Annotated in this window: 19 protein-coding genes; 18 read left to right on the forward strand and 1 reads right to left on the reverse strand. The window is 73.0% G+C overall.

The genetic code is table 11. The features are described 5' to 3' along the window. The first annotated feature begins 132 nt into the window (after positions 1 to 132). From PV789_RS08615 to PV789_RS08685, 15 genes are all read left to right on the forward strand, one after another. Positions 133 to 1800: a UDP-N-acetylmuramoyl-L-alanyl-D-glutamate--2,6-diaminopimelate ligase gene (locus tag PV789_RS08615; RefSeq protein WP_274976913.1), complete on the forward strand. Its 1668-nt coding sequence runs from the start codon at positions 133 to 135 to the stop codon at positions 1798 to 1800. A 380-nt stretch (positions 1801 to 2180) separates the two neighbouring features. Further along, a complete protein-coding gene (locus PV789_RS08620; RefSeq protein WP_274976914.1) occupies positions 2181 to 3629 on the forward strand; it encodes a UDP-N-acetylmuramoyl-tripeptide--D-alanyl-D-alanine ligase in 1449 nt (482 codons plus the stop codon). Then, the gene (gene mraY, locus PV789_RS08625; protein ID WP_274976915.1) at positions 3626 to 4699 is read left to right on the forward strand and encodes a phospho-N-acetylmuramoyl-pentapeptide-transferase; all 1074 of its coding nucleotides are present in this window, start codon (positions 3626 to 3628) and stop codon (positions 4697 to 4699) included. The genes PV789_RS08620 and mraY overlap by 4 nt, the downstream gene beginning before the upstream one ends. A 2-nt stretch (positions 4700 to 4701) precedes the next feature. Continuing rightward, a complete protein-coding gene (gene murD, locus PV789_RS08630) occupies positions 4702 to 6153 on the forward strand; it encodes a UDP-N-acetylmuramoyl-L-alanine--D-glutamate ligase (RefSeq protein ID WP_274978095.1) in 1452 nt (483 codons plus the stop codon). 166 nt (positions 6154 to 6319) lie between these two features. After that, positions 6320 to 7750: a putative lipid II flippase FtsW gene (gene ftsW, locus PV789_RS08635; protein WP_274976916.1), complete on the forward strand. Its 1431-nt coding sequence runs from the start codon at positions 6320 to 6322 to the stop codon at positions 7748 to 7750. Then, the gene (murG, locus tag PV789_RS08640) at positions 7747 to 8907 is read left to right on the forward strand and encodes an undecaprenyldiphospho-muramoylpentapeptide beta-N-acetylglucosaminyltransferase (protein ID WP_274976917.1); all 1161 of its coding nucleotides are present in this window, start codon (positions 7747 to 7749) and stop codon (positions 8905 to 8907) included. The genes ftsW and murG overlap by 4 nt, the downstream gene beginning before the upstream one ends. After that, a complete protein-coding gene (gene murC / locus PV789_RS08645; protein WP_274976918.1) occupies positions 8904 to 10364 on the forward strand; it encodes a UDP-N-acetylmuramate--L-alanine ligase in 1461 nt (486 codons plus the stop codon). Before murG ends, murC begins: the two co-directional genes overlap by 4 nt. A 56-nt stretch (positions 10365 to 10420) precedes the next feature. Next, complete coding sequence (locus PV789_RS08650) at positions 10421 to 11152, forward strand: cell division protein FtsQ/DivIB (protein WP_274976919.1); 732 nt, start codon at positions 10421 to 10423, stop codon at positions 11150 to 11152. Positions 11153 to 11648: 496 nt separating this feature from the next. After that, the gene (gene ftsZ, locus PV789_RS08655; RefSeq protein ID WP_274976920.1) at positions 11649 to 13145 is read left to right on the forward strand and encodes a cell division protein FtsZ; all 1497 of its coding nucleotides are present in this window, start codon (positions 11649 to 11651) and stop codon (positions 13143 to 13145) included. A 251-nt stretch (positions 13146 to 13396) separates the two neighbouring features. Beyond that, positions 13397 to 14116, forward strand: a complete 720-nt coding sequence (gene pgeF, locus PV789_RS08660) for a peptidoglycan editing factor PgeF (protein WP_274976921.1) — start codon at positions 13397 to 13399, stop codon at positions 14114 to 14116. 257 nt (positions 14117 to 14373) lie between these two features. Beyond that, complete coding sequence (locus PV789_RS08665; protein WP_274976922.1) at positions 14374 to 15102, forward strand: YggS family pyridoxal phosphate-dependent enzyme; 729 nt, start codon at positions 14374 to 14376, stop codon at positions 15100 to 15102. Positions 15103 to 15229: 127 nt separating this feature from the next. Then, positions 15230 to 15748, forward strand: a complete 519-nt coding sequence (locus tag PV789_RS08670) for a cell division protein SepF (RefSeq protein ID WP_013151954.1) — start codon at positions 15230 to 15232, stop codon at positions 15746 to 15748. 39 nt (positions 15749 to 15787) lie between these two features. Continuing rightward, positions 15788 to 16075 carry a YggT family protein gene (locus tag PV789_RS08675; RefSeq protein WP_013151955.1) on the forward strand — a complete coding sequence of 96 codons (288 nt, stop codon included), beginning with the start codon at positions 15788 to 15790 and terminating at the stop codon, positions 16073 to 16075. 134 nt (positions 16076 to 16209) lie between these two features. Then, complete coding sequence (locus PV789_RS08680; RefSeq protein ID WP_047869230.1) at positions 16210 to 17091, forward strand: DivIVA domain-containing protein; 882 nt, start codon at positions 16210 to 16212, stop codon at positions 17089 to 17091. 91 nt (positions 17092 to 17182) lie between these two features. Beyond that, entirely contained in the window at positions 17183 to 19120 is a 1938-nt protein-coding gene (locus PV789_RS08685) for an AAA family ATPase (protein WP_274976923.1), read from the forward strand. Between the two features lie 375 nt (positions 19121 to 19495). On the opposite strand, the gene ileS is transcribed toward PV789_RS08685, so the two are convergent. Next, complete coding sequence (ileS, locus tag PV789_RS08690) at positions 19496 to 22696, reverse strand: isoleucine--tRNA ligase (RefSeq protein ID WP_274976924.1); 3201 nt, start codon at positions 22694 to 22696, stop codon at positions 19496 to 19498. 353 nt (positions 22697 to 23049) lie between these two features. On the opposite strand from ileS, the gene PV789_RS08695 reads away from it, so the two are divergent. The 3 genes from PV789_RS08695 to PV789_RS08705 all read left to right on the forward strand — a co-directional run bounded on the left by PV789_RS08695 (position 23050) and on the right by PV789_RS08705 (position 24632). Next, positions 23050 to 23310, forward strand: a complete 261-nt coding sequence (locus PV789_RS08695) for a toll/interleukin-1 receptor domain-containing protein (RefSeq protein WP_013151959.1) — start codon at positions 23050 to 23052, stop codon at positions 23308 to 23310. Positions 23311 to 23447: 137 nt separating this feature from the next. Continuing rightward, positions 23448 to 23975, forward strand: a complete 528-nt coding sequence (locus PV789_RS08700; RefSeq protein ID WP_274976925.1) for a GNAT family N-acetyltransferase — start codon at positions 23448 to 23450, stop codon at positions 23973 to 23975. A 246-nt stretch (positions 23976 to 24221) separates the two neighbouring features. Next, positions 24222 to 24632 (forward strand): TraR/DksA family transcriptional regulator, encoded by a 411-nt coding sequence (locus PV789_RS08705; RefSeq protein ID WP_274976926.1) that lies wholly within the window; start codon positions 24222 to 24224, stop codon positions 24630 to 24632. The last annotated feature ends 12 nt before the right edge of the window (positions 24633 to 24644 follow it).

The raw sequence follows: 24644 nt of genomic DNA on the forward strand, positions 1-24644 counted from the left end.
ACGGTCATCGACGCGTACGGCGAACCCGCGTAACCTCGGCGAAACGCCCGGTTCGGGAAACCTCGGCGAACGCAGCGTGGAAATTACCGGCCGGTCGTCGACAGCGGTTAACCTCCACACGTGCCACCGGTAATGCGACCTGAACACACGCCACTTCGTCCACTGTCCGCCCTCGCAGCGCTGCTCGGGCCGGACGCCTCCCTCCTGCGCCCGGACCTGGGCGCGGACCGACCCCCCGAGGTGCCGGACAGGGAGGTGCACGTCCGCGGCATCACCCACGACTCCCGCAAGGTGGGGCCCGGAGACCTCTACGCCGCCCTGCCCGGGACCCGCGCGCACGGCGCCGACTTCGCCGAGCAGGCGGCCGAGGCGGGCGCCGCCGCCGTCCTCACCGACGGGGACGGGGCCGAGCGGGCCGCCGCCACCGGGCTGCCCGTCATCGTGGTCCCCGACGTGCGCGCCGCGCTGGGCACGGCGGCCTCGTGGGTCTTCAAGGACCCGGCGCAGGACCTGCTGCTGATCGGTACCACCGGCACCAGCGGCAAGACCACCGTCACGTACCTGGTCGAGTCGGGCCTGCGCCACGCCGGAATGCACACCGGCCTCGTCGGCACCGTGGAGATGCGTGTGGGCGACGATCGCGTCGTCTCCTCGCTCACCACACCCGAGGCCACCGACCTGCACGGCCTGTTCGCCCTCATGCGCGAACGCGGCGTCTCCGCCGCCGCCATGGAGGTCTCCAGCCACGCCCTGGCCCTGAGCCGGGTCGGCGGCACCCGCTACGACGTCGCGGTCTTCACCAACCTGTCCCAGGACCACCTGGACTTCCACTCCGACCTGCGCGACTACTTCGACGCCAAGGCCCGCCTGTTCACCCCCGAGTACTGCGACATCGCGGTGGTCAACGCCGACGACCGCTTCGGCCGAGCGCTCGTGGACATGGTGGAGGCCGACGGCCGCGTCCCCGTCTCCACCTTCGCCGTGGACGGCTACAGCGACGCCGACCCCGCCACCGCCATGGAGGCCGACTGGCGGGCCGTGGACGTGCGTCTGGGCGCCATGGGGAGCGCCTTTCGCATCGTGGGCCCCGGCGGCATGGAGGCCAACGCCTCCGTCGCCCTGCCGGGCCCCTTCAACGTCTCCAACGCGATGGCCGCCATCGTCGGACTGGTCGAGGCCGGACTGCCGCTGGAGACCGCGATCGCCGGTGTGGCCGCCGCCCCGGGCGTGCCCGGGCGCATGGAGCCGGTCGTGGCCAACGCCGTGCCCCACGCCTTCCAGGACTTCACCGCGCTCGTGGACTACTCGCACAAGCCCGGCGCCATCGAGGCGGTCCTGACCTCCCTGCGCGCCACCACCGAGGGCGGGCTGACCATGGTGGTCGGCTGCGGGGGCGACCGCGACCGCGCCAAACGCCCGCTCATGGGCGAGGCAGCCGCGCGCCTGGCCGACCAGCTGGTCATCACCAACGACAACCCGCGCACCGAGGACCCCGTGAGCATCGCCGCGTCGATGCTCGAAGGGGTCGCCAAGGTCCCCGAGGAGTACCGCGCCCGGGTCACGGTGGAGTTCGACCGGGCCGAGGCCATCCGCCTGGCCGTCGAGCGCGCCCGCCCGGGCGATGTGGTGGTTGTCGCCGGGAAGGGTCACGAGACCGGCCAGTACGTCAAGGGCGAGGTGCTGCCCTTCGACGACCGTGAGGTGCTGCGCGCGGCCATCGAGGACCACCTCGGCATGAGCGCACGCGAGCGCCTGGGAGTCGCCCTCCAGGACATCCACCGGGTGCCTGACCAGGGCTGACACCCCGACACTCCCGGAGTGCGAACCGTCTGGACGAGGGGGCGCGGGCACCGCCCGCGCCCCCCGCGCGTCCGCGCCTCAGGGCCCGCGAGCGCTTCCGGGCAGGTGCGGGCCGACGGTCACGAAGTGGCGCATATTGCCGCCAGTGGGGGCCCGGCGGGATTCCGGACGCCCGAAGATGTTCTAAGGTAGGTCCGGCAATCGCAGCCCGACACGTGACGCCCCCGGCGGCGACCACGACGCGGCCCATGCCGACACCGTGGTGAGGCCCGGCGCGGCAACGCGCGGCATCCGCGGTGCCATCCCCTGACCTGAGACTCCGGCCGGGTGGCCAGCCGCCCCTGTGGCGTCGTGGACCGGGCCTGACATGAGGAGTGGATTTGATCGCGCTCACGCTCGATCGGATCGCTGAGATCACCCAAACCGCCATCGGCGGATCAGCGCGCCCCGAAGCCGTCGTCGACGGCCCCGTCGTCATCGATTCGCGGCAGGCAGCGCCCGGCGCGCTCTTCGTCGCCCTGGGCGGCGAACGCGTGGACGGACACGACTTCGCCGCCTCCGCGGTCGCGGACGGAGCGGCGGCGGCCCTGGTCTCCCGGCCCGTCGACGCCCCCCACCTGCTGGCGCGGGGCGGCGACGAGGGAGTCGTCGCGGCCCTGACGCGGCTGGCCCGGCACGTGGCGCGAGAACTCAGCGATCCCCGCCGCGGAGCGGAGCGCGCCGAGGTCGTCGCGGTCACCGGATCCTCCGGCAAGACCACGACCAAGGACCTCATCGCGCAGGTCGTGGCCCGCATGGGCCCGACCGTCGCCCCGGCGGGCTCGTTCAACAACGAGATCGGCCACCCCCTCACCGTGCTGCGCGCCGACACCGGCACCCGCTACCTGGTCCTGGAGGCCGCCGCCCGCGGCATCGGGCACATCGCCCACCTGTGCGGCGTGGCCCCGCCCCGGATCGGCGTGGTCCTCAACGTCGGCAGCGCCCACATGGGGGAGTTCGGCGACCGCGACGCCATCGCCAAGGCCAAGGGCGAGCTGGTCGAGGCGCTCCCGCCGGGAGCCGAGGCCGGGGGCGCGGGAGGGGTCGCCGTCCTCAACGCCGACGACCCGCGCGTGAACGCCATGGCCGCGCGCACCCGTGCGCGCGTGGTCACCTACGGACTGGGGGAGGACGCCACCGTGCGCGCCACGGACGTGGTCCTGCGCGAGACGGGCGCCCCCTCCTTCACCCTCCACCTGGCCGGGCGCACCGCCCGGGTGGAACTGGCCCTCGTCGGCGCCCACCAGGTCCACAACGCGCTGGCCGCCGCCGCGGTCGCCGACGAACTGGGCATGGGCGTGGACGAGATCGCCGAGGCGCTCGGCGCCGCGACACCGGTCAGCCGGTGGCGCATGGAGGTCACCGAGCACGCCGGAGCCACCCTCGTCAACGACGCCTACAACGCCAACCCCGAGTCCATGCGGGCGGCGCTGACCACCCTGGGCGCCCTCGCCCGGGACCGCCGCTCCATCGCCGTCCTGGCCCACATGGCCGAGCTCGGCGAGGACGGCGGGGTCGAGCACGAGAGGATCGGTGAGCTCGCCGCCCGCACGGGCGTGGCCCACCTGGTCGTGGTCGGCGGGGCGGCCGAGGGCATCGCCGTCGGCGCCGAGGGCGCCGCGAGGCAGGGACTGTGGCAGGGCGAGTGCGTCCGCGTTGCGGACGTTCACGAGGCCGCCTCGGCCGTGCGCGCGCGGATGCGCACAGGAGACGTCGTCATTGTGAAGGGATCACGCGTGGCAGGGCTCGAAAGGGTTATCGACCTCATCACGGAGGGTGACGCCCGGTGATCGGCATCACTCTGGCGGCGGCCCTCGCGCTCGTCGTCTCCATGGGGCTCATGCCCCCGCTGATCAAGCTCCTTTACCGGTTCAAGTTCGGCCAGGAGGTCCGCGACGACGGACCCGAGGGCCACAAGACCAAGCAGGGCACGCCCACCATGGGCGGCATCGTCATCATCCTCGGCGCCGTCGTGGGCTACTTCGGCTCCCACGTGGTGCTCCTGATCGTGCAGCCCAGCGCCAGCGGGCCCACCGCGTCGGGCCTGCTGGTGATGTTCCTCTTCGTCGGGATGGGCTGCGTCGGCTTCCTCGACGACTTCATCAAGATCTACAAGCGCCGCAGCCTGGGCCTGCGCAGCGGCGCGAAGATGGTCGGCCAGGCCGTCGTCGGCGTGGGCTTCGCCTACGGCGTCACCCTCTTCCCCAACGGCTACGGCTACACCCCCGCCGCCCCCAGCATCTCCTTCCTCCGCGACTTCGGCCCCCCGCTGATGATCGGCCTGTTCGTCCTGTGGGCCCTCTTCCTCATCGTCGGCTTCTCCAACGCGGTGAACCTGACCGACGGCCTCGACGGCCTGGCCACCGGCGCGACGATCCTGTCCCTGGTCGCCTACGTCATCATCGGCAACTGGCAGCTGCGCCAGTCCTGCGTGTCCTACCTCTCGGACAGCTGCTACACGGTCCGCGACCCCCTGGACCTGGCCGTGGTGGCCGCCGCCGTGCTCGGCTCCTGCATCGCCTTCCTGTGGTTCAACGCCCCGCCCGCCAAGATCTTCATGGGCGACACCGGCTCCCTGGCCCTGGGCGGTCTGATCGTGGGCCTGGCCATCACCACCCGCACGCAGCTCCTGCTGCTGCTCATCGGCGGCCTGTTCGTCATCATCACCCTGTCGGTGATGGTCCAGATCACCTCGTTCCGCCTCACCGGCAAACGCGTGCTGCGCATGGCGCCCCTCCAGCACCACTTCGAGCTCAAGGGCTGGGCCGAACCCACCATCGTGATCCGCTTCTGGATCATCCAGGGCCTGTTCGTGGCGATCGCCATCGGGCTCTTCTACCTGGAATGGATGCCGAGGTAGGCATGGCGCACCACGCTTCCCCAACACCGTCCGGCACCGCGCCTGAGGGCGCGCCCCTCCAGGGGCGCCGGGTCTGCGTCGCGGGCCTGGGCGTGTCCGGGCCCCCCGTGGCCAGGGCGCTCCTGGCCCGCGGGGCCCGCGTGACCGTCGTCGACGGCCGCGACGACGACACCGTCCGCCCGGTGGCCGACCGCCTCCGGGCGCAGGGCGCCGAGGTCGTCCTGGGCGACACCCCGCTGCCCGCGGACTGCGACCTGGTCGTCACCTCGCCAGGCTGGCGCCCCGACTCCCCGCTGCTGGTCCGGGCCGCCGAGGCCGGGATCGAGGTCATCGGGGACGTCGAACTCGCCTGGCGGCTCAAGCCCGCCGACCAGGTGTGGCTGGCCGTCACCGGCACCAACGGCAAGACCACCACCGTGCGCATGCTGGAGGCGATGCTGCGCGCGGACGGCCGCGACGCGCTCGCCGTCGGCAACGTCGGCACCCCGGTCGTGGAGGCGGTCCAGCCCGACGCCGGGGGCCGCTTCCGCGAGGTCCTGGCGGTGGAGCTGTCCAGCTTCCAGCTGCACTGGTCCTCCAGCCTGCGCCCGCACGCCGCGACCGTCCTCAACATCGCCCCCGACCACCTGGACTGGCACGGCGGCCTGGAACCCTACGCCCGGGCCAAGGGGCGGATCTACGCGCGGGGCACCCTGCGTGTGGTCAACACCGCCGACGCCTGGTCGGCGCGCCTGGCCGAGGAGGACGGCGACCCGCACACGCCGCTGGTCGGCTTCCGCCTGGACACGCCCCGCGCGGGCGAGGTCGGTGTGGTCGAGGACCTGCTGGTTGACCGGGCCTTCGTCGAGGACCCGCACAGCAGCGCCGAGGAGCTGGCCACGCTCTCCGACGTGCGCCCGGCCGCGCCGCACAACGTCGCCAATGCCCTGGCCGCCGCCGCCCTGGCCCGTTCGGTGGGCGTGGCGCCCGCCTCGGTCCGGGCCGGACTGGCCGCCTTCGAACCCGAGCCGCACCGCATCGCCTTCGTGGCCGCCGCGGGGGGCGTGGACTACGTGGACGACTCCAAGGCCACCAACCCGCACGCCGCCGCCGCGTCCCTGGGCTCCTACCCGTCCGTGGTCTGGATCGCGGGCGGCCTGCTCAAGGGCGCCGAGGTCGACGACCTGGCCGCGATGGCCGCCGACCGCCTGCGCGCGGCCGTGCTCATCGGCGCCGACCGGGCCCGGCTGCGCGAGGCCCTGGCCGAGCACGCCCCCGGGGTGCCGGTGGTGGAGGTCGAGGGCCCCGCCGACGGGGACGCCACCGTCATGGACGCGGTGGTCGCCGCCGCCGCCTCCCTGGCGAGGGAGGGCGACACCGTCCTGCTGGCGCCCGCGGCGGCCTCCATGGACATGTTCACCGACTACCGCGAACGGGGCCGCCTCTTCGCCGAGGCCGTACTCCGCTTGCCCTGAGTGACGTCCCGCCGCCCGTGCGTGACAGAACGCGCGCGGGCGGCCCCCACTGTGCCCTCCGCCACGCCCCGGGCCGCCAAAGATGGCCAACACGCGCGAAATGTCCACGGCTTCGCACCCGCCGGTACGCCAGTATTGAGGCGCGAATTTGGTGCGGAGGGTGTGGATGGCGGCGACGACGGCGGTTCCCGGGGCGACCCGGTCCAAGGCGCGCGCGGCGGCGGGCGGACGCGAACGCGCCCTGTGGCGTGAGTGGGTCCGCCTGCTGGACCGGCCGCTCACCTCGTACTACCTGATCCTGGGCACCTCGGTCCTGCTCATCGCGCTGGGCCTGATGATGGTGCTGTCCTCCACGATGGTCAACTCCATCGACGAGACCGGCTCGGCCTTCTCGATGTTCCAGAAGCAGCTGGTCTCGGCCGCCCTGGGCCTGCCGCTGATGTTCCTGGCCTCCCACCTGCCCCAGCGGATCTTCCGCCTGGTCGGCTACCCGGCGATGATCGTCTCCGCGGCGCTGCTGCTGCTCACCGTCTTCCAGGGCGTGGAGGTCAACGGCGCCACCCGCTGGCTCGACCTGGGCGGGCTGATCATCCAGCCCTCCGAACCGGCCAAGCTCGCCTTCGCCCTGTGGGGCGCCAACATCCTGGCCCGCAAGGAGGAGCTGCGCGAGCTCACCGAGTGGCGGCACCTGCTCATCCCGCTGCTGCCCGGGTGCGGCCTGCTGGTCCTGCTGGTGCTGATGGGCTCCAACCTGTCCACGGGCCTGGTGTTCCTGGTCACCTTCCTGGGGCTGCTGTGGGTGGTGGGCGCGCCGGGCAGGCTGTTCGGGGCCATGTTCGGCCTGGTCCTGGGACTGGCCGCCATCGCCATCGCCATCGAGCCCTACCGCATGGCGCGCGTCACCTCCTTCCTGGACCCCGAGGCCGACCCCCTGGGCTCGGGCATGCAGTCGCTGCACAGCCTCTACGCCCTGGGCACCGGCGGGCTCCTCGGGGTCGGCATCGGCGGGAGCCGTGAGAAGTGGGGCTTCCTGCCCTTCGCCGAGTCCGACTTCGTCTTCGCCATCATCGGCGAGGAGTTCGGCCTCCTCGGCACCCTCCTCCTGCTCGCCCTCTTCGGCATGCTCGGCTACGCCGGGCTGCGCGTGGCCTTCCGCGTCAAGGAGCCCTTCCCGCGCCTGGCCTCCTTCGCCATCGTCACCTGGATCATGGGCCAGGCCATGATCAACATGGGCGCCGTCATCGGGCTGCTGCCCGTCACCGGCGTCCCGCTGCCCCTGGTCTCCTACGGGGGCTCGTCTCTGGTCACCACCATGGCGGCCCTGGGCGTGCTCCTGGCACTGGCCAAGAGCGAGCCGGAGGCGCGCAAGGTGCTGGAGGCCCGGGGTCCCAGCCGGGCGCAAAGGGCTCTAAGCTGGCTGGGCCTGGACAACATCGCCGCCTCGGTGAACAACCTCGGCGGCGCGGCGGCGTCCGGGCGGCCCACCACGGCACGCGGCCCGCGCACGGCGGGCGCCCGCGGTGGCAGGACAACGGCCAAGCACAGGAGCGGACCGGTCCCGGCGGGTGACCGGCCAAGGAGGAATCGGCGACGATGAGGGTAGCCCTCGCCGGAGGCGGCACGGCCGGGCATATCGAGCCCGCACTCTCCCTTGCGGACGCGCTGCGGCGCATGGACCCCAGCACGGAGATCCTCTGCCTGGGCACCGAGCGGGGCCTGGAGACCCGCCTCGTGCCCATGCGCGGCTACGAGCTGGGCATCATCCCGGCCGTACCCCTGCCGCGCAGGCTCACCCCGCAGCTGCTCAGCGTGCCCGGCAAGCTCGCGGGCGCCCTCAGCGCGGCCGGCGAGCACCTGGACCGGCTCCAGGCCGACATCATCGTCGGCTTCGGCGGCTACGTGGCCACGCCCGGCTACCTGGCCGCCCGCCGCAGGCGCATCCCCATCGTCGTCCACGAGGCCAACCCCCTTCCGGGCCTGGCCAACCGGCTGGGCGCGCGCCTGACTCCGCACGTGTTCACCGGCCACCCCCACACCCAGATCCGCAACGGACGCTTCGTGGGCATCCCGCTGCGCGAGCAGATCACCTCGCTCGACCGGCTGGCCATGGGCGACAAGGCCCGCACCTACTTCGGCCTGCGCCACGACCTGCCCACCCTGCTGATCTTCGGCGGCTCCCAGGGCGCCCAGCGCATCAACGAGACCGCCTACGCCGCCCGCGACGCCTTCCGCGACAGCGGCGTCCAGGTACTGCACGTGGTCGGCCCCAAGAACGCCGACGAGCCCCAGGACCTCACCCAGATGGGCATCCCCTACGTCGCCGTCCCCTACGTGGACCGCATGGACATGGCCTACGCCGCGGCCGACGTGGCCATGTGCCGCTCCGGGGCGATGACCTGCGCCGAGCTGACCGCCGTCGGCCTGCCCGGCGCGTTCGTGCCGCTGGCCATCGGCAACGGCGAGCAGGCCCTCAACGCCGAGCCCATCGTCCAGGCGGGCGGCGGGATGATGGTCGACAACGCCGACGTCTCCGTGGAGTGGATCACCCGGCAGCTCATCCCGCTGCTCACCGACACCGACCGGGTCGTGGCCATGTCCGAGGCCGCCGCCCGGATGGGCCGCCGCGACGCCGACATGGAACTGGCCCGCGAGGTCACGGCCATCGCCCGCGGCGACAAACCCACGCCCGACATGCCGGTGTCCGAGGACGACGGCGACGAGGCCTTCTACGACGACGGGAAGGACATCCGATGAGCCTGGTGCGGCCGACCGAACCGGTGCCCGTGGACAAGCTGGGCCGTACCCACTTCATCGGCCTGGGCGGGGCGGGCATGTCCGGCATCGCCCGCGTGCTGCTCCAGTCGGGGGTGGAGGTCTCGGGCAGCGACGCCCGCGACAGCGACACCCTGCGCGAACTGGAGCAGATGGGCGCCGACGTCCACGTGGGGCACGCGGCCGACAACCTCGGCACGGCGGAGACCCTGGTGGTCTCCTCCGCCATCCGCGAGGACAACCCCGAACTGGTCGAGGCGCGCCGCCGCGGCCTGCGCGTGCTGCCCCGGGCCGCGGCCCTGGGCGCGCTGCTGCTGGGCCGCGAGGGCGTCGCCGTCTCGGGCACCCACGGCAAGACCACCACCACGTCCATGGTCGCGGTGGTGCTCCAGCACGTGGGCGCCGACCCCGGCTACGTCATCGGCGGCAAGCTGGTCACGACCGGCCTGGGCGCCGACGCCGGCATCGGCGGGGTCATCGCGGTGGAGGCCGACGAGAGCGACGGCTCCTTCCTCATGCTCTCGCCCAAGATCGCCGTGGTCACCAACGTCGAGGCCGACCACCTGGACAACTACAGCGGCATCGAGGAGATCCACGCCAACTTCGCCTCGTTCGTCGACCGGGTCGAGCGCACGCTCGTCGTGGGCGTGGACGACCCCGGCGCCCGCCGGGTGGCCGAACTGGCCCGCGAACGCGGCAAGCGGGTGCTCACCTACGGCGAGGCCGAGGACGCCGACTACCGCGTCACCCGGGTCCGCGCCCGCGGCTTCACCACCGAGTTCACCATCCGCACCGCGGACGGCGAGCCCGTGGACGGCCAGCTCGCCGTGCCGGGCCGCCACAACGTGCTCAACGCGGCCGCGGCCGTCGCGGTCGCCGACGAGCTGGGCCACGACCTGGAGGTGGCGGTCGAGGGCATCGCCGACTTCGCCGGGGCCGCGCGCCGCTTCGAGCCCAAGGGCGAGGCCGGGGGAGTGGCCGTCTACGACAGCTACGCCCACCACCCCACCGAGATCGAGGCCGACCTGCGCGCTACCCGGGCGGCCCTGGAGTCCCTGGCCGAGGAGGCGCGCGAGGACGGCCGGGAGCACGCCGGGGGCAGGGTCCTCGCCCTGTTCCAGCCGCACCTGTACAGCCGCACCCGCATCTTCGCCGAGGAGTTCGCCGCCGCGCTGGGCCTGGCCGACGAGGTCGTGGTCACCGAGGTCTACGCCGCCCGCGAGGACCCCGAGCCCGGGGTCACCGCGGAGTTGATCACCTCCCGCGTCGCGCACGACCGCGTGTGGTACGTGCCCGGCCGCGACGACGCCGTGCTCCGGGTCGCAGAACTGGCCCGCCCCGGTGACATCGTGCTCACCATGGGCGCGGGCGACGTCACCGAGCTGGGCCCGCGCATCGTCGAGGCGCTCGCCCGGAGGGCCGACGGCATCGGGGGCTGAGGCCGCAACGGCCAGCGGTGGGGAAGCGGTCGCGCAGACACAGGGAAGGGGCGCAGGTGGTCGCTGAGCAGGAGGAGGCGACTGGGCACGCGGTTCTTCCGCGCAAGCGGTCCGACCCCTGGAAGTTCGCCTTCGTGGCGCTGCTGGTGGTCGCCCTGGTCTGCGTGGTCGCCTGGCTGCTGCTCGGCTCCCGCCTGCTCGTGGTGCGCGACGTCGCGGTCACCGGCCTGGAGCGGACCCCCTCCGAGGAGGTGGTCGCGGCCCTGGGCGTGCCCACCGGGACACCCCTGGTCAGGGTCGACCTCGACCGCAGCGAGGAGCGCGCCGAGGCGCTGCCGCTGGTGGAGTCGGCCACGGTCACCCGCGGCTGGCCCGCCACCCTGGATGTCGAGGTGGTCGAACGCCAGCCGCTGCTGGCCGTCCGGGCGGGGGAGGACTACCGGCTGATCGACGCCGACGGCGTGCGCATCGAGGACGCGCCGAGTCCGCCCGACGCCTACCCGCTGGTCCGCGTGACCGGGGAGGTCCAGGGCAACGAGGCCGTCGCCGCCGCCGCGGACATCGTCGAACGGGCACCGGACTCCCTCCTCTCCCGGATCCGCCTCATCGACGCCACCGACCCCGAGGCGATCGCGATCGAACTCGCCGAGGACGCCCGCGTCGAATGGGGCTCGCCCGAGGAGACCGCGCGCAAGAGCGACGTCCTGCGGGTCCTCATCGGCGAGCACCCGCCGCAGGAGGAACGCGTCTACGACGTGTCCGCGCCCGACCTCGCCGTGGTGAGGTGAAGCGTTCCCAGGCACAGGACGGGTGGAAGCGCGGTGGCGGGGGCCGGTGCGCGGAGCGGCACGGGCGCGGGCGTACCGGGGGACCCCGGCGGCACGCCCGGGCGGTCCGCGCGGACATTCCAGACGCGACGCGCCGAGGGCGCACATCGCTTCCCCGTGTCGTGCGCCGTTAGGCTGAACTCGTCATCGGTTGCCCGTGGTCGGCGGTCCGCTTACTGTCGGGAAACACAACCGAAGGTCAACAAAGCACCAGAACAGGCTTTTCGGGTACGCGGGAACCGTTCCGCCTCACGGCGGACCGCACCAGCCCTTCCCGGGCGGGTGGACGGAGGTTCCGGCGGTCCGGGGTCCCCCGGTCACGGCGTCGTGGACGACCCGTCGGGGAACCCGAAACGCACACTGTAGAACCGGATGCCGGACCAACGGCGCCTCCGGTGGCACACAGCCACCGGACGCGGTGGCGGAACGGCGTAAGCGAGCGGAAAGGCCCCTCGTCGTGGCAGCACCGCAGAACTACCTCGCGGTCATCAAAGTCGTCGGCATCGGCGGCGGCGGTGTCAACGCCGTCAACCGAATGATCGAAGAGGGGCTCAAGGGCGTCGAGTTCATCGCCATCAACACTGACGCCCAGGCGCTGCTGATGAGTGACGCAGACGTCAAGCTGGACGTCGGGCGCGAACTCACCCGCGGCCTCGGAGCCGGCGCCAACCCCGATGTCGGCCGCAAGGCCGCCGAGGACCACCGGGAGGAGATCGAGGAGGTCCTCAAGGGGGCCGACATGGTCTTCGTCACCGCCGGTGAGGGCGGCGGCACCGGAACCGGGGGCGCCCCGGTCGTGGCCAACATCGCCCGCTCCCTGGGCGCCCTGACCATCGGCGTGGTCACCCGACCCTTCGGGTTCGAGGGCAAGAGGCGGGCCACCCAGGCCGAGTCGGGGATAGCGATGCTCCGCGAGGAGGTCGACACCCTCATCGTGATCCCCAATGACCGGCTGCTGTCCATCTCCGACCGCCAGGTCAGCGTGTTGGACGCCTTCAAGGCCGCCGACCAGGTACTCCTGTCCGGTGTGCAGGGCATCACCGACCTCATCACCACGCCGGGACTGATCAACCTGGACTTCGCCGACGTCAAGTCGGTCATGTCCGGGGCGGGGTCGGCGCTCATGGGCATCGGGTCGGCGCGAGGGGACGACCGGGCGGTCGCGGCGGCGGAGATGGCGATCTCCTCACCACTGCTGGAAGCGAGTATCGACGGGGCCCACGGTGTGCTGCTGTCCATCCAGGGCGGCTCCGACCTGGGTCTCTTCGAGATCAACGAGGCGGCACAGCTCGTCGCGAACTCGGCGGCGCCCGAGGCCAACATCATCTTCGGCGCCGTCATCGACGACGCCCTGGGCGACGAGGTGAGGGTCACCGTCATCGCGGCCGGCTTCGACGAGCCGGAGGGAGTGATCCCGGTGGTGCGGGAGCGCCAGCCGGTGGACCCTCCTGAGGCCGCCGCCCCCAAGGCAGGCATCACGTCCGGCAGGGAGGAGAGGACCGCTCCGGCGGCGCCCGCCTCCGCGGACGCGAGCGGGGCGTCGGCCGCCAACATGCCGTGGATCACACCGTCCCGTCCGACTGAGCCCGCCCCGGAGCCGCAGTGGACGCCGCCGGCGACCCAGGCCCCGCCGGTCCAGCAGCCGGTCGAGGCCGAGCCCGTCCAGCAGGAGCACCACACCCAGGCCGCTCCGGCCGAGCCGGGCCCCGCGCAGCAGACCCCGCCCCACGGCACGTCCGCCTTCCAGGCGGAGGCCGAGCCCGCCGAAGCGGTCCGCGCCGAGGAGCCCGCCCAGGTCGAGGAGGAGCCCGCGGCGCGTGAGGGAGGCCACGCGGGCCACATCCACGCGGTCTCGGACGCCACCGCCGAACGGCGTGGGGACGTGCCCACGCCCCGGCGCCGGGTCATCTTCGACGACCCCGACGACCTCGACGTCCCGGAGTTCCTGAAGTAGCTCCGACCCCGGCCCGCGGGCCGGGGTCGGAGCTACTTCCGGGGCGGTGTCCGCCCAGCCCGGGGCGGTTCGGGCGGTGGTAGTGTCCTGGACCGGGGGGACGGCGAGACGGTCCCCGCGGGAGTCCGCTCCCGCGAGGGGGCCGCGCCGGAGCCGGGACACGGCCGGTACCGGCCACCGGCCCCGAACGCCCGCGGGGCGACGCGGCCCGGGGACCCCCTCCGGCAGGAGCGGGGAGGAAACACCACCGGATGAGCAACGTCATCGACCTGGGCCACGGGGTCCGCGCCGCCGTCACCGAACGGCACGGGGGAGTGAGCGCCCCGCCCTACGACTCGCTCAACATGGGTCTGAGCTCGGGGGACGAACGCGAGGCGGTGCTCGCCAACCGCAAGATCGCCGCCCGCGACCTGGGCTTCGACGCCGACCGGGTCGTGTGGATGCACCAGGTGCACAGCGCCGACGTCCTCGTGGCCACCGGCCCCGGGGGCGCGGGCACCTGCGACGGGGTGGTCACCACCCGCTCCGACCTGGTCCTGGCCTCGATGGCCGCCGACTGCCTGCCGGTCCTGGCCGCCGACGCCGAGGCGGGCGTCCTGGGCGCCGCGCACTCGGGCCGACTGGGCACCGCGAACGGCGTGGCCGCCAACCTGGTCGCGGCCATGGCCGAACAGGGCGCCCGCGCCGACCGGATCACCGTCTTCCTCGGCCCCGCCATCTGCGGCGGGTGCTACGAGGTCCCGCCGCACGTGCGCGACGAGACCGCGCGCGGGGTCCCCGAGGCCGCCTGCACCACGAGCCGGGGCACCGCCGGGGTGGACATGCGCGCCGCGGTCACCGCCCAGCTGCGCCGGGCGGGCGTCACCGACGTCCGGGCCGACGGCCGCTGCACCCTGGAGAGCCCCGAACTGTTCTCCCACCGCGGCCAGGCGCCGACCGGCAGGTTCGCCGCCTTCCTCTGGCGCGCCTGAACGTCGCACCCGGCCACCAGGATGGTGGCGTGGAACCAACCGGGCAGCCCGGTTCCCCCCTCCCGCGGCGTGCGCGTCGCCCGTGCCACCCCCGGTCGGGCCCGCTCACGGCGCCGCCGGAAGCCGCGGCGCTTGCGGCTCCCGCCTCGCGCGGGGCCCCCGACGGGCCCGGCGTCCCCGGGGTCCGGGGCACACGGGGCGAGGGGGGTGTAGGAAGGACAGCGAGTGGGATCCGTCCCAGGGAGAGAAGGAGCACCGTGACACACGCAGACCCGGCTCGCGTCGAGCAGGTCCGCGCCAACCTCGCCGCCGCGCGGGCCCGGATCGAGGCGGCCTGCGCCAGGGCCGACCGCAGCCCGGACGAGGTGTCGCTGGTCGCCGTCACCAAGACACACCCGGCCTCCGATGTGCGGATTCTCGCCTCACTCGGGGTGACCGACGTGGGCGAGAACCGCGACCAGGAGGCGGCACCCAAGGCCGCCGAGACCACAGACCTCGGCCTGACCTGGCACTTCGTCGGCCAGTTGCAGACCAACAAGGCGCGCTCTGTGGCCTCCTACGCCGACGTCGTGCACTCGGTGGACCGCGCCAGGCTGGCCCGTGCGCTGGGCGAGCGCGCCGCCGCGGCCGGACGGAGCCTGACCTGCCTGGTCCAGGTCAACCTCGACGAGGACTCGCGGGCCGGGGTGATCGGTCCGCGCGGGGGAGTCGACCCCGGCGACGCGCTCGGACTCGCCGCGCGGATCGAGGAGCACGAGGCGCTCGCACTGGGCGGGGTCATGGCGGTCGCCCCCCGCGAGGGCGACCCCTCGGCCGCCTTCGCGCGTCTGCAGGAGGTCGCGGCCCGCATCCGCGATCGCTATCCTCGGGCGACGGTGGTGTCCGCGGGCATGAGCGGGGACCTGGAGGCGGCGGTCGCGCGAGGCGCGACACACCTGCGACTCGGTACGGCGTTGCTCGGCAACCGGGGACCGATCGTGGGGTAATGTCCCCACATAGACCTTGGAACCCGTCTGTGGAGTTCGCCCGAATGGACGCTCTCCCCGAGAGCGGACGGGACAGTGCGAAGGAGTCGGCTGCGGTGAAGGCCGCGGGGACGACGGAGGACATGAGATGGCCGGCGCGATGCGCAAGATGGCGGTCTACCTCGGCCTCGTGGAGGACGACCGTTACGATCACCGCTATGCGGACGAATATGATGAGTTCGACGATTTCGACGAGGGGGTGGAGGAGCAGCGTGAACGCGACGCTGACGCCCCGCCCGGCGAGGAAGCGCGAGGCGACGTGATGGACACCGGCGGTTACCTGGGCTCAGGTCGCGGTGGCACGACCGCGACCGCCTCCACCGCCGACCTCGCGCGGATCACCACGCTCCATCCGCGTACCTACAACGAGGCGCGTACCATCGGAGAGCACTTCCGAGAGGGTACACCGGTGATCATGAACCTGACCGAGATGGTCGACAGCGACGCCAAGCGTCTGGTCGACTTCGCGGCTGGTCTGATCTTCGGTCTGCATGGCAGTATCGAACGCGTCACCAACAAGGTGTTCCTGCTGTCCCCGGCCAACGTCGAGGTGACTGCCGAGGACAAGGCGCGGATCGCCGAGCGAGGGTTCTTCAATCAGAGCTAGAACGTCACATTTGTCCAGAGATTGGGTCGAGGAACGACCGTGAGTACCGTCCTGTCCGTGCTGATCATCATCCTGCAGCTGTTTGTCTTCGTGCTGCTGGCCAGGGTGATCCTGGAGATGGTGCAGTCCTTCTCCAGATCGTGGCGCCCCACGGGGTTCGTGCTCGTGATCGCCGAGATCGTGTACACGATCACCGACCCGCCACTGAGGTTCCTGCGTCGGTTCATCAAGCCCGTACGCCTGGGGAGCATCGCGCTCGACCTGAGCGTCCTGGTGCTCTTCTTCGGCGTCTACATCTTGATCGCACTGCTCGGGAGCTTCGCCTAGCAGGAGAGTAGACGTAGGCGGAAGGAACCGCCCCGGATTCCGCTATGTGGTCTTGGTCATGATCTGGATTGCCGTAAGGTCACGATCATGTAGCGTCCCTACGGACAGACTCCAAGCGCGCCAAGGAGACGAACATGCCGCTGACACCCGCCGATGTGCGGAACAAGCAGTTCAGTACCACCCGGCTCCGACCGGGATACGACGAAGAAGAGGTCGACGCCTTTCTCGACGAGGTCGAGTCCGAGCTCGACCGCCTGATCCAGGAGAACGAGGAACTGCGCGGCAAGCTGGCCGAATGCCTGCGGGGCAAGGTGCCCAACGCCGGCATGCAGGACTTCCAGCAGCAGGACCAGGCGCCCGAGCCGCAGCAGCACGAGCAGATGCGCCCCGAGCCGGTCCAGCCCCCGCAGGCCGTCGAGCCCCAGCCCCCGGTCCAGCAGCAGCAGATGCAGATGGCCGGCCCCGGCATGGGCATGGGCGGCGAGGAGAACATGGACACGGCCGCCCGTGTTCTGGCCCTCGCGCAGCAGACCGCCGACCAGGCGATCTCCGACGCCCGCCGCGAGGCCGACGAGACCCTCGGCCGCGCCCGCCACGAGTCCGAGGACATCCTCGGCAAGGCCCGCCGCCAGGCCGACCAGATCATCGGTGAGGCCCGCGCCCGTTCCGAGAACCTCGACCGCGACGCGCAGGAGCGCCACCGCCAGGTCATGGGCAGCCTCGTCCAGCAGCGCGAGGAGCTGGAGCACAAGGTCAACGTGCTCAAGGACTTCGAGCGTGAGTACCGCAGCCGCCTCAAGGACTACTTCGAGCGCCAGCTGCGCGAGCTCAAGAGCGAGGAGGAGAAGGCCCAGGAGCTGAACAACCCGAACACCACGGGCGGCTTCCAGACCATGGCTCCGCAGACCGGCGCGACGCCCTCGCTCCAGCACGGCCCCACGGGCAACCCGTTCGGGCAGCCCGAGCCGGCCCAGCACGGCGGGTTCCACCCGGGCGAGCCGCACGAGCGTCGCTGATCAGCGCGGCGTCTGCTCGAACAACTGAAGACTCCGGCACAACACGTGTAAAGGTCCTGGTCGACCCGTGATCCTTAGCATCCTCGCAACCGTGGCGGTGCTGACGGCCATCGCCGTCATCGTGGCCGCCCTGGTGTTCGCCGAGACCGTCCTGGTGTACGTCGCACTGGGACTGGCGGGCGTCAGCGTCCTCCTCCTACTGGGGGCGCTGCTCCAGGGAAGGTCCGGCGTCGGGGGCAGACCGGATCGGACGGACGGTTTGGGGAAGGCGTCCGTCCCCGTCATGGCCGCCACGGCGGCATCGGCGGTGCCCATCGCGCACGTGGAGTCGGAGAACCCTGGGCGCGTACCCGCACCGGCCTCCGAGCCGGTGCGGGAGCCCCATGTCCCGGAGCGGCCCGCCTGGCCGATTCCGGCCGCGGAGGACTCCGGTCACGGAGAACCCGAGTACGACGTCCCCCGCTGGCAGACCCCCACGGCCCACGACTGGCCGGAACCGGACACGGCGGCGCACGACGCCGCCCCCTCCGCTCCCCCCGCCGGGCCGAGCCCCTCCTGGGCGTCCTCGGAGCAGGAGCCGCAGCTCCGCGCCCCGGCGCCCTGGGAGAGCGGAACCGACACCGCCGACACCGCCGCGAGGGCGGAGTGGGACGAGCCGAGCGGTACCGCCGCCGAGGACGGACCCGACACGGGGGACACCGGCGAGCGCACGGCGGAGGCCTCCGGCGCCGCCTTCACCTATGACATTCCCGGCCGTGTGCCCCCGGCCGATGACGGTTCCTCCGCCGAGTACCGCTCCCCGTCCGGAGAGGACGACGCCCCCCGCGAGGAGGACGACCGGGAGCGGGGCGGCTCCGCGTTCGCCTCCGAGGAGCCCTTCGTCTACAGCATCCCCCGCCCGGCGCAGGCCGTGGAGGAGAGCTTCCCCGAAGGCGGGGACGACGACTCCGCGGGCGGAGCCCGGGACGCGAGCCCCTTCGCCTACGACGTTCCCGGGGACGGGAACCGGGACGGCGACGGCGAGGAGGACGGCGGTCAGGCGGCCGACGCCTCGGACAGGGCCTCGTTCTCCTACGACATCCCCGGCCGGTCGGCCACGGAGGAGACCGTCGAGGAGGACGCCTTCGCGGACGAGGGCGACGACGGTGACCGTCCCGACGAGGAGGAGACCGGGGTCTTCGCCTACGACCTTCCCGGCGTGTCCACCGCCGGGGACGCCCCCTCATCCGGTGACGACTCCCGGGACGCGGTGGAAGAGGACATCGACGACGCGCCCGCCGCGGACGCCCCCGAGAAGCGTGACGCGGGGGAGCGCGACGCCGTGGAGCCCGGTGAGGACACGGCCACCGCCGGGGCTGACGGGGCTCCTGAGTCCGAAGAGGCCTCCGTGCCCGCCGCTGACCACGATGACGCCCCGCGGAGCCCGCAGGCGCACGACGCGGAGCGGCTTGAGGAACCGGACGAGGACTCCGGCCCCGCCGACGACGCAGAGCACGCAGAGGACGCATCGCGGGCGCAGGCCTCGGACCAGGACCCGGCCGGACCCGCGGCGGAGGGGGAGGACCCGGAGACGGCCGTTCTTCCGGTGGTCTCCGCGGACTCCGAGCCGGAGGAGGAGCACGCCCCCGGCGGCGACCGCGACGACGCCCGGACCGGTGGGTCGACCGACGAGGCGGCGGATGACACCGGGGACGGTGCCCGGAGCGGTGACGAGGACGCCGCGGACGCCGACCGGAGCGGTGACGAGGACGCCGACCGGACCGAGGACGCCGACGACGACTCCGACGGACGAGGGGGCGGCGGTGCCTTCTCCTACCGCATCCCCCGCGGCGCGGACGAGGAGGACGGGACGCGGGCCGAAGACGCCCACGCCGACGCCGAGCCCGACCAGGAGGCCACCGGGGAGGACGGCTCCGCCGCCCGTGCGGACCGCCCCGCCGACGGTGTCGGGGGCGGCCCGGACGAGGACGGGGCGCGGGGCACCGCCGACCGCGCCTCCGGCGACGACGACGCCGACACCAAGCGCTGAGACCCGACGAGGGCGCCGCTCACCCGAGCGGCGCCCTCGCGCGTTGACGGCCGGGCCCGGTGGGCACCGGTTACCGGACCGCGCGGCGGCGTTCTCGCACGCGGCCCGGTGCCGGCGCGGACCGGGGCTGCCCGTGTCCAACGGTGCGGCGCCCCCGCACGTCGGACTCTCCCTTCCGGGAGCCGGAGGAGGGCGCCCCGGGGACCCCGGCGGCGGACCGGCCCGGCAGCGGCGCCTGAGGTGCTGCCTGCGCGGCTCGGCCGCCCGGAGGCCCGGCGGTCACCGCGGTGCGCGCACCCGCCGCCGTGGAACGGGAGCGGCCCGGTCCGCCCGCCGACGGCGGACGGACCGGGCCGCTTCGGCCACTGCCTACGGTCAGGCCCTGCGGAACCCGAAGGTCACACCGAACTCCTCCGAGGACGCGGTGTGCAGCTCCCGGCCCGGCTCACCGGCGACGAACACGTCGGCCAGCACCTCGGCGGCGATCGTCCGACCGTGCTCGGCCAGTGCCAGCTCGGTCGCCTCGTCCGTGACCGTCCACCACACCTCGATGCGGTCCGACACCTCCAGCCCGCTCCGCTTGCGGGCCTCCTGGAGCATCCGGACCATCTCGCGGGCAAGGCCCGCGCGGCGCAGCTCCGGCGTGAGCTCCAGGTCCAGGGCGACGGTCTCGCCCGACTCCGAGGCCACCGCCCAGCCCTCACGGGGCTGCTCGGTCACCAGCAGCTCGTCGGCGCTCACCTCCACCGGCTCGTCCTCGACGTGCACCCGCGCCCAGCCGGTGGCGCGCACCTGCCGCACCAGTTCGGCCGGGTCGGCGGCCTGGACGGCCTTGGCCACCAGCGGGGTGCGCTTGGCGAACCGCTTGCCCAGCGCACGGAAGTTCGGCTTCACGGTGAAGTCCACCAGGTCGCCGCCCACCGAGGACAGCGAGTCCAGCGAGGCCACGTTCAGCTCGTCCGCGATCTGGCCGCGCAGCTGCTCGGGCAGGTCCGCGAAGCCCGGGGCGCCCACCAGGGCGCGGGCCAGCGGCTGGCGGGTGCGCACGGCCGAGTCCACCCGGGCGGAGCGGCCCAGCTCCACCAGACGGCGGGTCAGCGCCATGTTCCGGGACAGCTCGGGGTCGATCAGGTCCTCGCGCACCTCGGGCCAGGAGGCCAGGTGCACCGAGTCCGGGGCACCCGGACGGCGCAGCGCCGACCACACGTGGTCGGTCAGGAACGGCACGATCGGCGCCATCAGCAGGGTGACGGTCTCCAGGGCCTCGAAGAGCGTCGCGAACGCAGCGGCGCCCTCGGGGGTGGCGGCCCCGCCCCAGAACCGGCGGCGGGAGCGGCGCACGTACCAGTTGGACACGTCGTCCACGAACGCGGTCAGGCGGCGCCCGGCGGCCGTGGTGTCGAAGGTGTCCATCGCCTCGGTGACGTCGCGGACGACCTCGTTCAGCTCCGAGAGCAGCCACCGGTCCAGCAGCGGCCGGTCCTGCGGCGCGGGCGCCGAGTCCAGTAGCGCGTGGTCCCAGCCCTCACCGGCGTTGGCGTACAGGGTGAAGAACGACACGGTGCTGTGGTAGGTCAGCAGCACCTTGCGGACGATCTCCTCCAGGGCGGCGTGGCCCACCCGGCGGGCGGTCCACGGCGAGCCGCTGGCCAGCATGAACCAGCGCAGGGCGTCCGCGCCGTGCCGGTCCATCACCGCGATGGGCTCCATGACGTTGCCCAGGTGCTTGCTCATCTTGCGGCCGTCCTCGGCGAGGATGTGGCCGAGCACGACCACGTTCTCGAACGAGTTGCGGCCGAACACCAGGGTGCTCACCGCCAGCAGCGAGTAGAACCAGCCGCGGGTCTGGTCGATGGCCTCGGAGATGTACTGCGCCGGGAAGTTCTCCCGGAAGGTCTCCTCGTTCTGGTGCGGGGCGCCCCACTGGGCGAAGGGCATGGACCCGGAGTCGAACCAGGCGTCGATGACCTCGGGGACGCGGCGGGCCACCCGCTCCTCCTCGGGCAGGGAGGGGTCGGCGTCCGGGTCGGGGATGACGATGTCGTCGACGTAGGGGCGGTGCGGGTCCAGGGAGGACAGGTCCCGCCCGCTGAGGCGGCCCAACTCCTCCAGGGAGCCCACACAGATCTGGCGCCCGTCGGGGAACTCCCAGATCGGCAGCGGGGTGCCCCAGTAGCGGTTGCGGGAGAGGGCCCAGTCGACGTTGCCGCGCAGCCACTCGCCGAAGCGGCCCTCCTTGACGTTCTCGGGCACCCAGTGGGTGGCCTGGTTCTGCGCGATGAGCTCGTCCTTGACCGCGGTGGTGCGGATGTACCAGGACGGCACCGCGTAGTACAGCAGCGCCGTGTGGCAGCGCCAGCAGTGCGGGTAGGAGTGCTCGTAGCTGACGTGGCGGAAGAGCAGGCCGCGGTCGCGCAGGTCGCGCACCAGCGTCTTGTCGGCCTCCTTGAAGAACACCCCGCCCACCAGCGGCAGGTCGGCCTCGAAGGTGCCGTCGGGGCGGACCGGGTTGACCACCGGCAGGCCGTAGGCGCGGCACACCACCATGTCGTCGGCGCCGAAGGCGGGCGACTGGTGCACCAGGCCGGTGCCGTCCTCGACCGTGACGTAGTCGGCGAGCACGACGTAGTGGGCGGGCTCGTCGAAGGGCACCAGGTCGAAGGGGCGCTCGTAGGTCCAGCGCTCCATCTCGTCGCCCTCGAAGCTCTCGCCGGTGAGCTCCCAGCCCTCGCCCAGGACCTTCTCGAACAGCGGGCGCGCCACGACCAGGCGCTCCTGGCCGTCGGTGGCCACCACGTACTCCACGTCCGGGTGCACGGCCACGGCTGTGTTGGAGACCAGCGTCCAGGGGGTGGTCGTCCACACCAGCAGCGAGGTGGGGTGCTCGGCGGCGGCCAGCGGGCCCGAGGTCACCGGGAAGCGCACGTACACCGACGGGTCGGTGACGGTCTCGTACCCCTGGGCGAGCTCGTGGTCGGACAGCGTGGTGCCGCAGCGCGGGCAGTAGGGGCTGATCCGGTAGTCGCGGACCAGCAGCCCCTTGTCCCAGATCTGCTTGAGCGCCCACCAGACCGACTCCACGTACTGGGGGTCCATGGTGCGGTAGGCGTCGTCCATGTTCACCCAGTAGCCCATGCGCTCGGTCATGGAGGTGAAGGCGTCCACGTTGCGCAGGACGGACTCGCGGCAGCGGTCGTTGAACTCGGCGATGCCGAAGGACTCGATGTCCTTCTTGCCGGACAGGCCCAGCTCCTTCTCCACGGCGACCTCGACGGGCAGGCCGTGGCAGTCCCAGCCCGCCTTGCGGTCCACGTGGTAGCCGCGCATGGTGCGAAAGCGCGGGAAGACGTCCTTGAAGGCGCGGGCCTCGACGTGGTGCACGCCGGGCTGGCCGTTGGCGGTGGGCGGGCCCTCGTAGAAGACCCAGTTGGGGCCGCCGCGGGTCTGGTCGAGCGAGCGCTGGAAGACGTTCTCCTTCGACCAGCGGCCGAGGATCTCGCGCTCCATGGCGGGCAGGTCGATCTGCGCGGGCAGCTGGGGCAGCGCGCGGGATTCGGGCCGGGGGTCGTTGGCCACCGTCGTACCTTTCCATCAGGTGTGTTCCTGACGGAGGGACGAGGCGTGCGGCCCCGCGGTACCACCCTCCTTGGACCGCGGCCGTGCCGCTGGGCGGCGGGCGGCGGGTCCCTCTTCGTTGCGCTGTGCCGGTTCTACTGGGACGCGGCGCGTCCGTTCCTCCGGCGGCTCCGGGGTGATCTTCGCGCTGGTCGTGCCCCCGGGCTCGCACCGCCCCCGGGTCGCTTGGACGGTCCAGCCGTTCTAGGCTGTTGCGCGTCCGGTCGGGGCCAGCGCTACTCGTCCCCATCGACACCTGAGGTCAGGATAACGCAGCGGGGAGGGCCCCGCCGCTCGTTCGGGGGAGGGCCGCCGTGGCTGAGGACGTCCGGGGCGCCGTGCTGGTGACGATGGCGGACCGCGAGGACGCCGAGGAGCTGGCCGACCAGCTCCTGGAGCAGGGGTACGAGCCGTGCCTGGTGCACCGCGACATGCTCGCGGGCGAGGACGACGCCGAGGACGTGGACTGGGTGATCGAGGTGCACACCGGGCCGCACGGCGGTCCGGCGGTGTTCGACGAGCCCCACCTGGCGGCCCTGGCCGAGGACTACGGCGGTTTCGCTTTCGCGGAGTGAGCCGCGGTACCCGGCCCGGCGGGTGAGCGGGACGGTGGGGCGCTGGAGGGTTCAGCGGGTCGCGTGGGCTGGACGGGCCCGGTGTGTGCTGGAAAACCGGTTGGGCACGGGCCGGGGGAAGCGCGAGGATGCTCCCCATGCTGATACGCGAAGCCCTGCCCGGGGACGGCCCGGCCGTCGCCGACGTGGAGGTCCGCTCCTGGCGGGCCGCCTACCCGGGCATCGTCCCGCAGGACTACCTCGACGCCATGGACACCGCGGAGCGTGGCGCCCGGTGGTCGGACTGGATCGCCGGAGCCGCCCGGCCGGGAGCGGGACTGCTGCTCGCCGAGGACGGCGCGGGGGCGGTGGCCTTCGCCTGCTTCGCCCCCGTCGAGGAGGGCACGGAGCGGGCGGGTGGTACCGCAGGGCTGTGCGAACTGGAGGCCTTCTTCTCCGTCCCCCGGGTGTGGGGGAACGGGGTCAACCGGCGGCTGATCGCCGACGTGCACCGGGCCGTCGCCGGGGCGGGGTACACCGAGGCCGTCCTGTGGGTGCTCCGGGACAACCCGCGCGCCCGGCGCTTCTACGCGGCGCACGGCTGGGAGGCCGACGGGGCGGTCACCGAGGAGGGGCCCCTCAACGGCGCGGTCCTGCCCCGCCTGCGCTACCGGCGGCGGTTCTGACCGGGGCCGGTCTGTGCGCGGCCGCGCGGGCTCCGAGCCCCCCGGGACGAACGACGCCCGTACCCCGCGCCGGGAGTGTCCGGGCAGGTCGGAGCCTTGTCCGGGCGGAAGGCGCGTCGTCCCGGATCTTTGCCTTGTCCGGGCGGATTGCCTAGGCTTCCGGCACTGCTCGCGGTACCGCCCAAGGGGAGAGCCCGCGCTCCGGCGGACTCCGGGACCGGTGCCGAGCCGTCTGGAGGGATTGCGATGAAGGCCACCGACGCCGCCCGGCTGCCGGTTCTGCCGGGGGAGGGCCCCTGGACGGCGGAAGAGGTCGCCGCGGTCCGCAGGCGGCTGGAGGAGGAGGTCGCCGTGGCGAAGCGGGAGCTCGGGGAGGTCGAGGCCGAGTTCACCGAGGCGCTGGAGGACCCCGTGGAGGGGGCCGGGGACGACAGCGCGGACGCCGGGGCCAGGGCCTTCCAGCGCGAACAGGATCTGGCGTTGGCCTACAATACTCGTGACCTGCTCGCCGAGGGCGAGCGGGCGATCGAACGTTTGGACGCGGGGACCTACGGGGTCTGCGGCTCATGCGGGCAGGCCATCGGGAAGGCGCGCCTTCAGGCCTTCCCGCGCGCGACCCTGTGCGTCACCTGCAAACAGCGCGAGGAGCGTCGCTGACTGAGGTAGAGC

This window comes from Nocardiopsis camelliae (assembly GCF_028993595.1).
Classification (GTDB): domain Bacteria; phylum Actinomycetota; class Actinomycetes; order Streptosporangiales; family Streptosporangiaceae; genus Nocardiopsis; species Nocardiopsis dassonvillei.

Coding starts and splice junctions, on each gene's coding strand:
- PV789_RS08680 (WP_047869230.1), top strand. CDS start 16,210: ATGCCGCTGACACCCGCCGATGTGCGGAACAAGCAGTTCAGTACCACC.
- murG (WP_274976917.1), top strand. CDS start 7,747: ATGAGGGTAGCCCTCGCCGGAGGCGGCACGGCCGGGCATATCGAGCCC.
- PV789_RS08670 (WP_013151954.1), top strand. CDS start 15,230: ATGGCCGGCGCGATGCGCAAGATGGCGGTCTACCTCGGCCTCGTGGAG.
- PV789_RS08705 (WP_274976926.1), top strand. CDS start 24,222: ATGAAGGCCACCGACGCCGCCCGGCTGCCGGTTCTGCCGGGGGAGGGC.
- pgeF (WP_274976921.1), top strand. CDS start 13,397: ATGAGCAACGTCATCGACCTGGGCCACGGGGTCCGCGCCGCCGTCACC.
- murC (WP_274976918.1), top strand. CDS start 8,904: ATGAGCCTGGTGCGGCCGACCGAACCGGTGCCCGTGGACAAGCTGGGC.
- ftsW (WP_274976916.1), top strand. CDS start 6,320: ATGGCGGCGACGACGGCGGTTCCCGGGGCGACCCGGTCCAAGGCGCGC.
- murD (WP_274978095.1), top strand. CDS start 4,702: ATGGCGCACCACGCTTCCCCAACACCGTCCGGCACCGCGCCTGAGGGC.
- PV789_RS08700 (WP_274976925.1), top strand. CDS start 23,448: ATGCTGATACGCGAAGCCCTGCCCGGGGACGGCCCGGCCGTCGCCGAC.
- PV789_RS08615 (WP_274976913.1), top strand. CDS start 133: ATGCGACCTGAACACACGCCACTTCGTCCACTGTCCGCCCTCGCAGCG.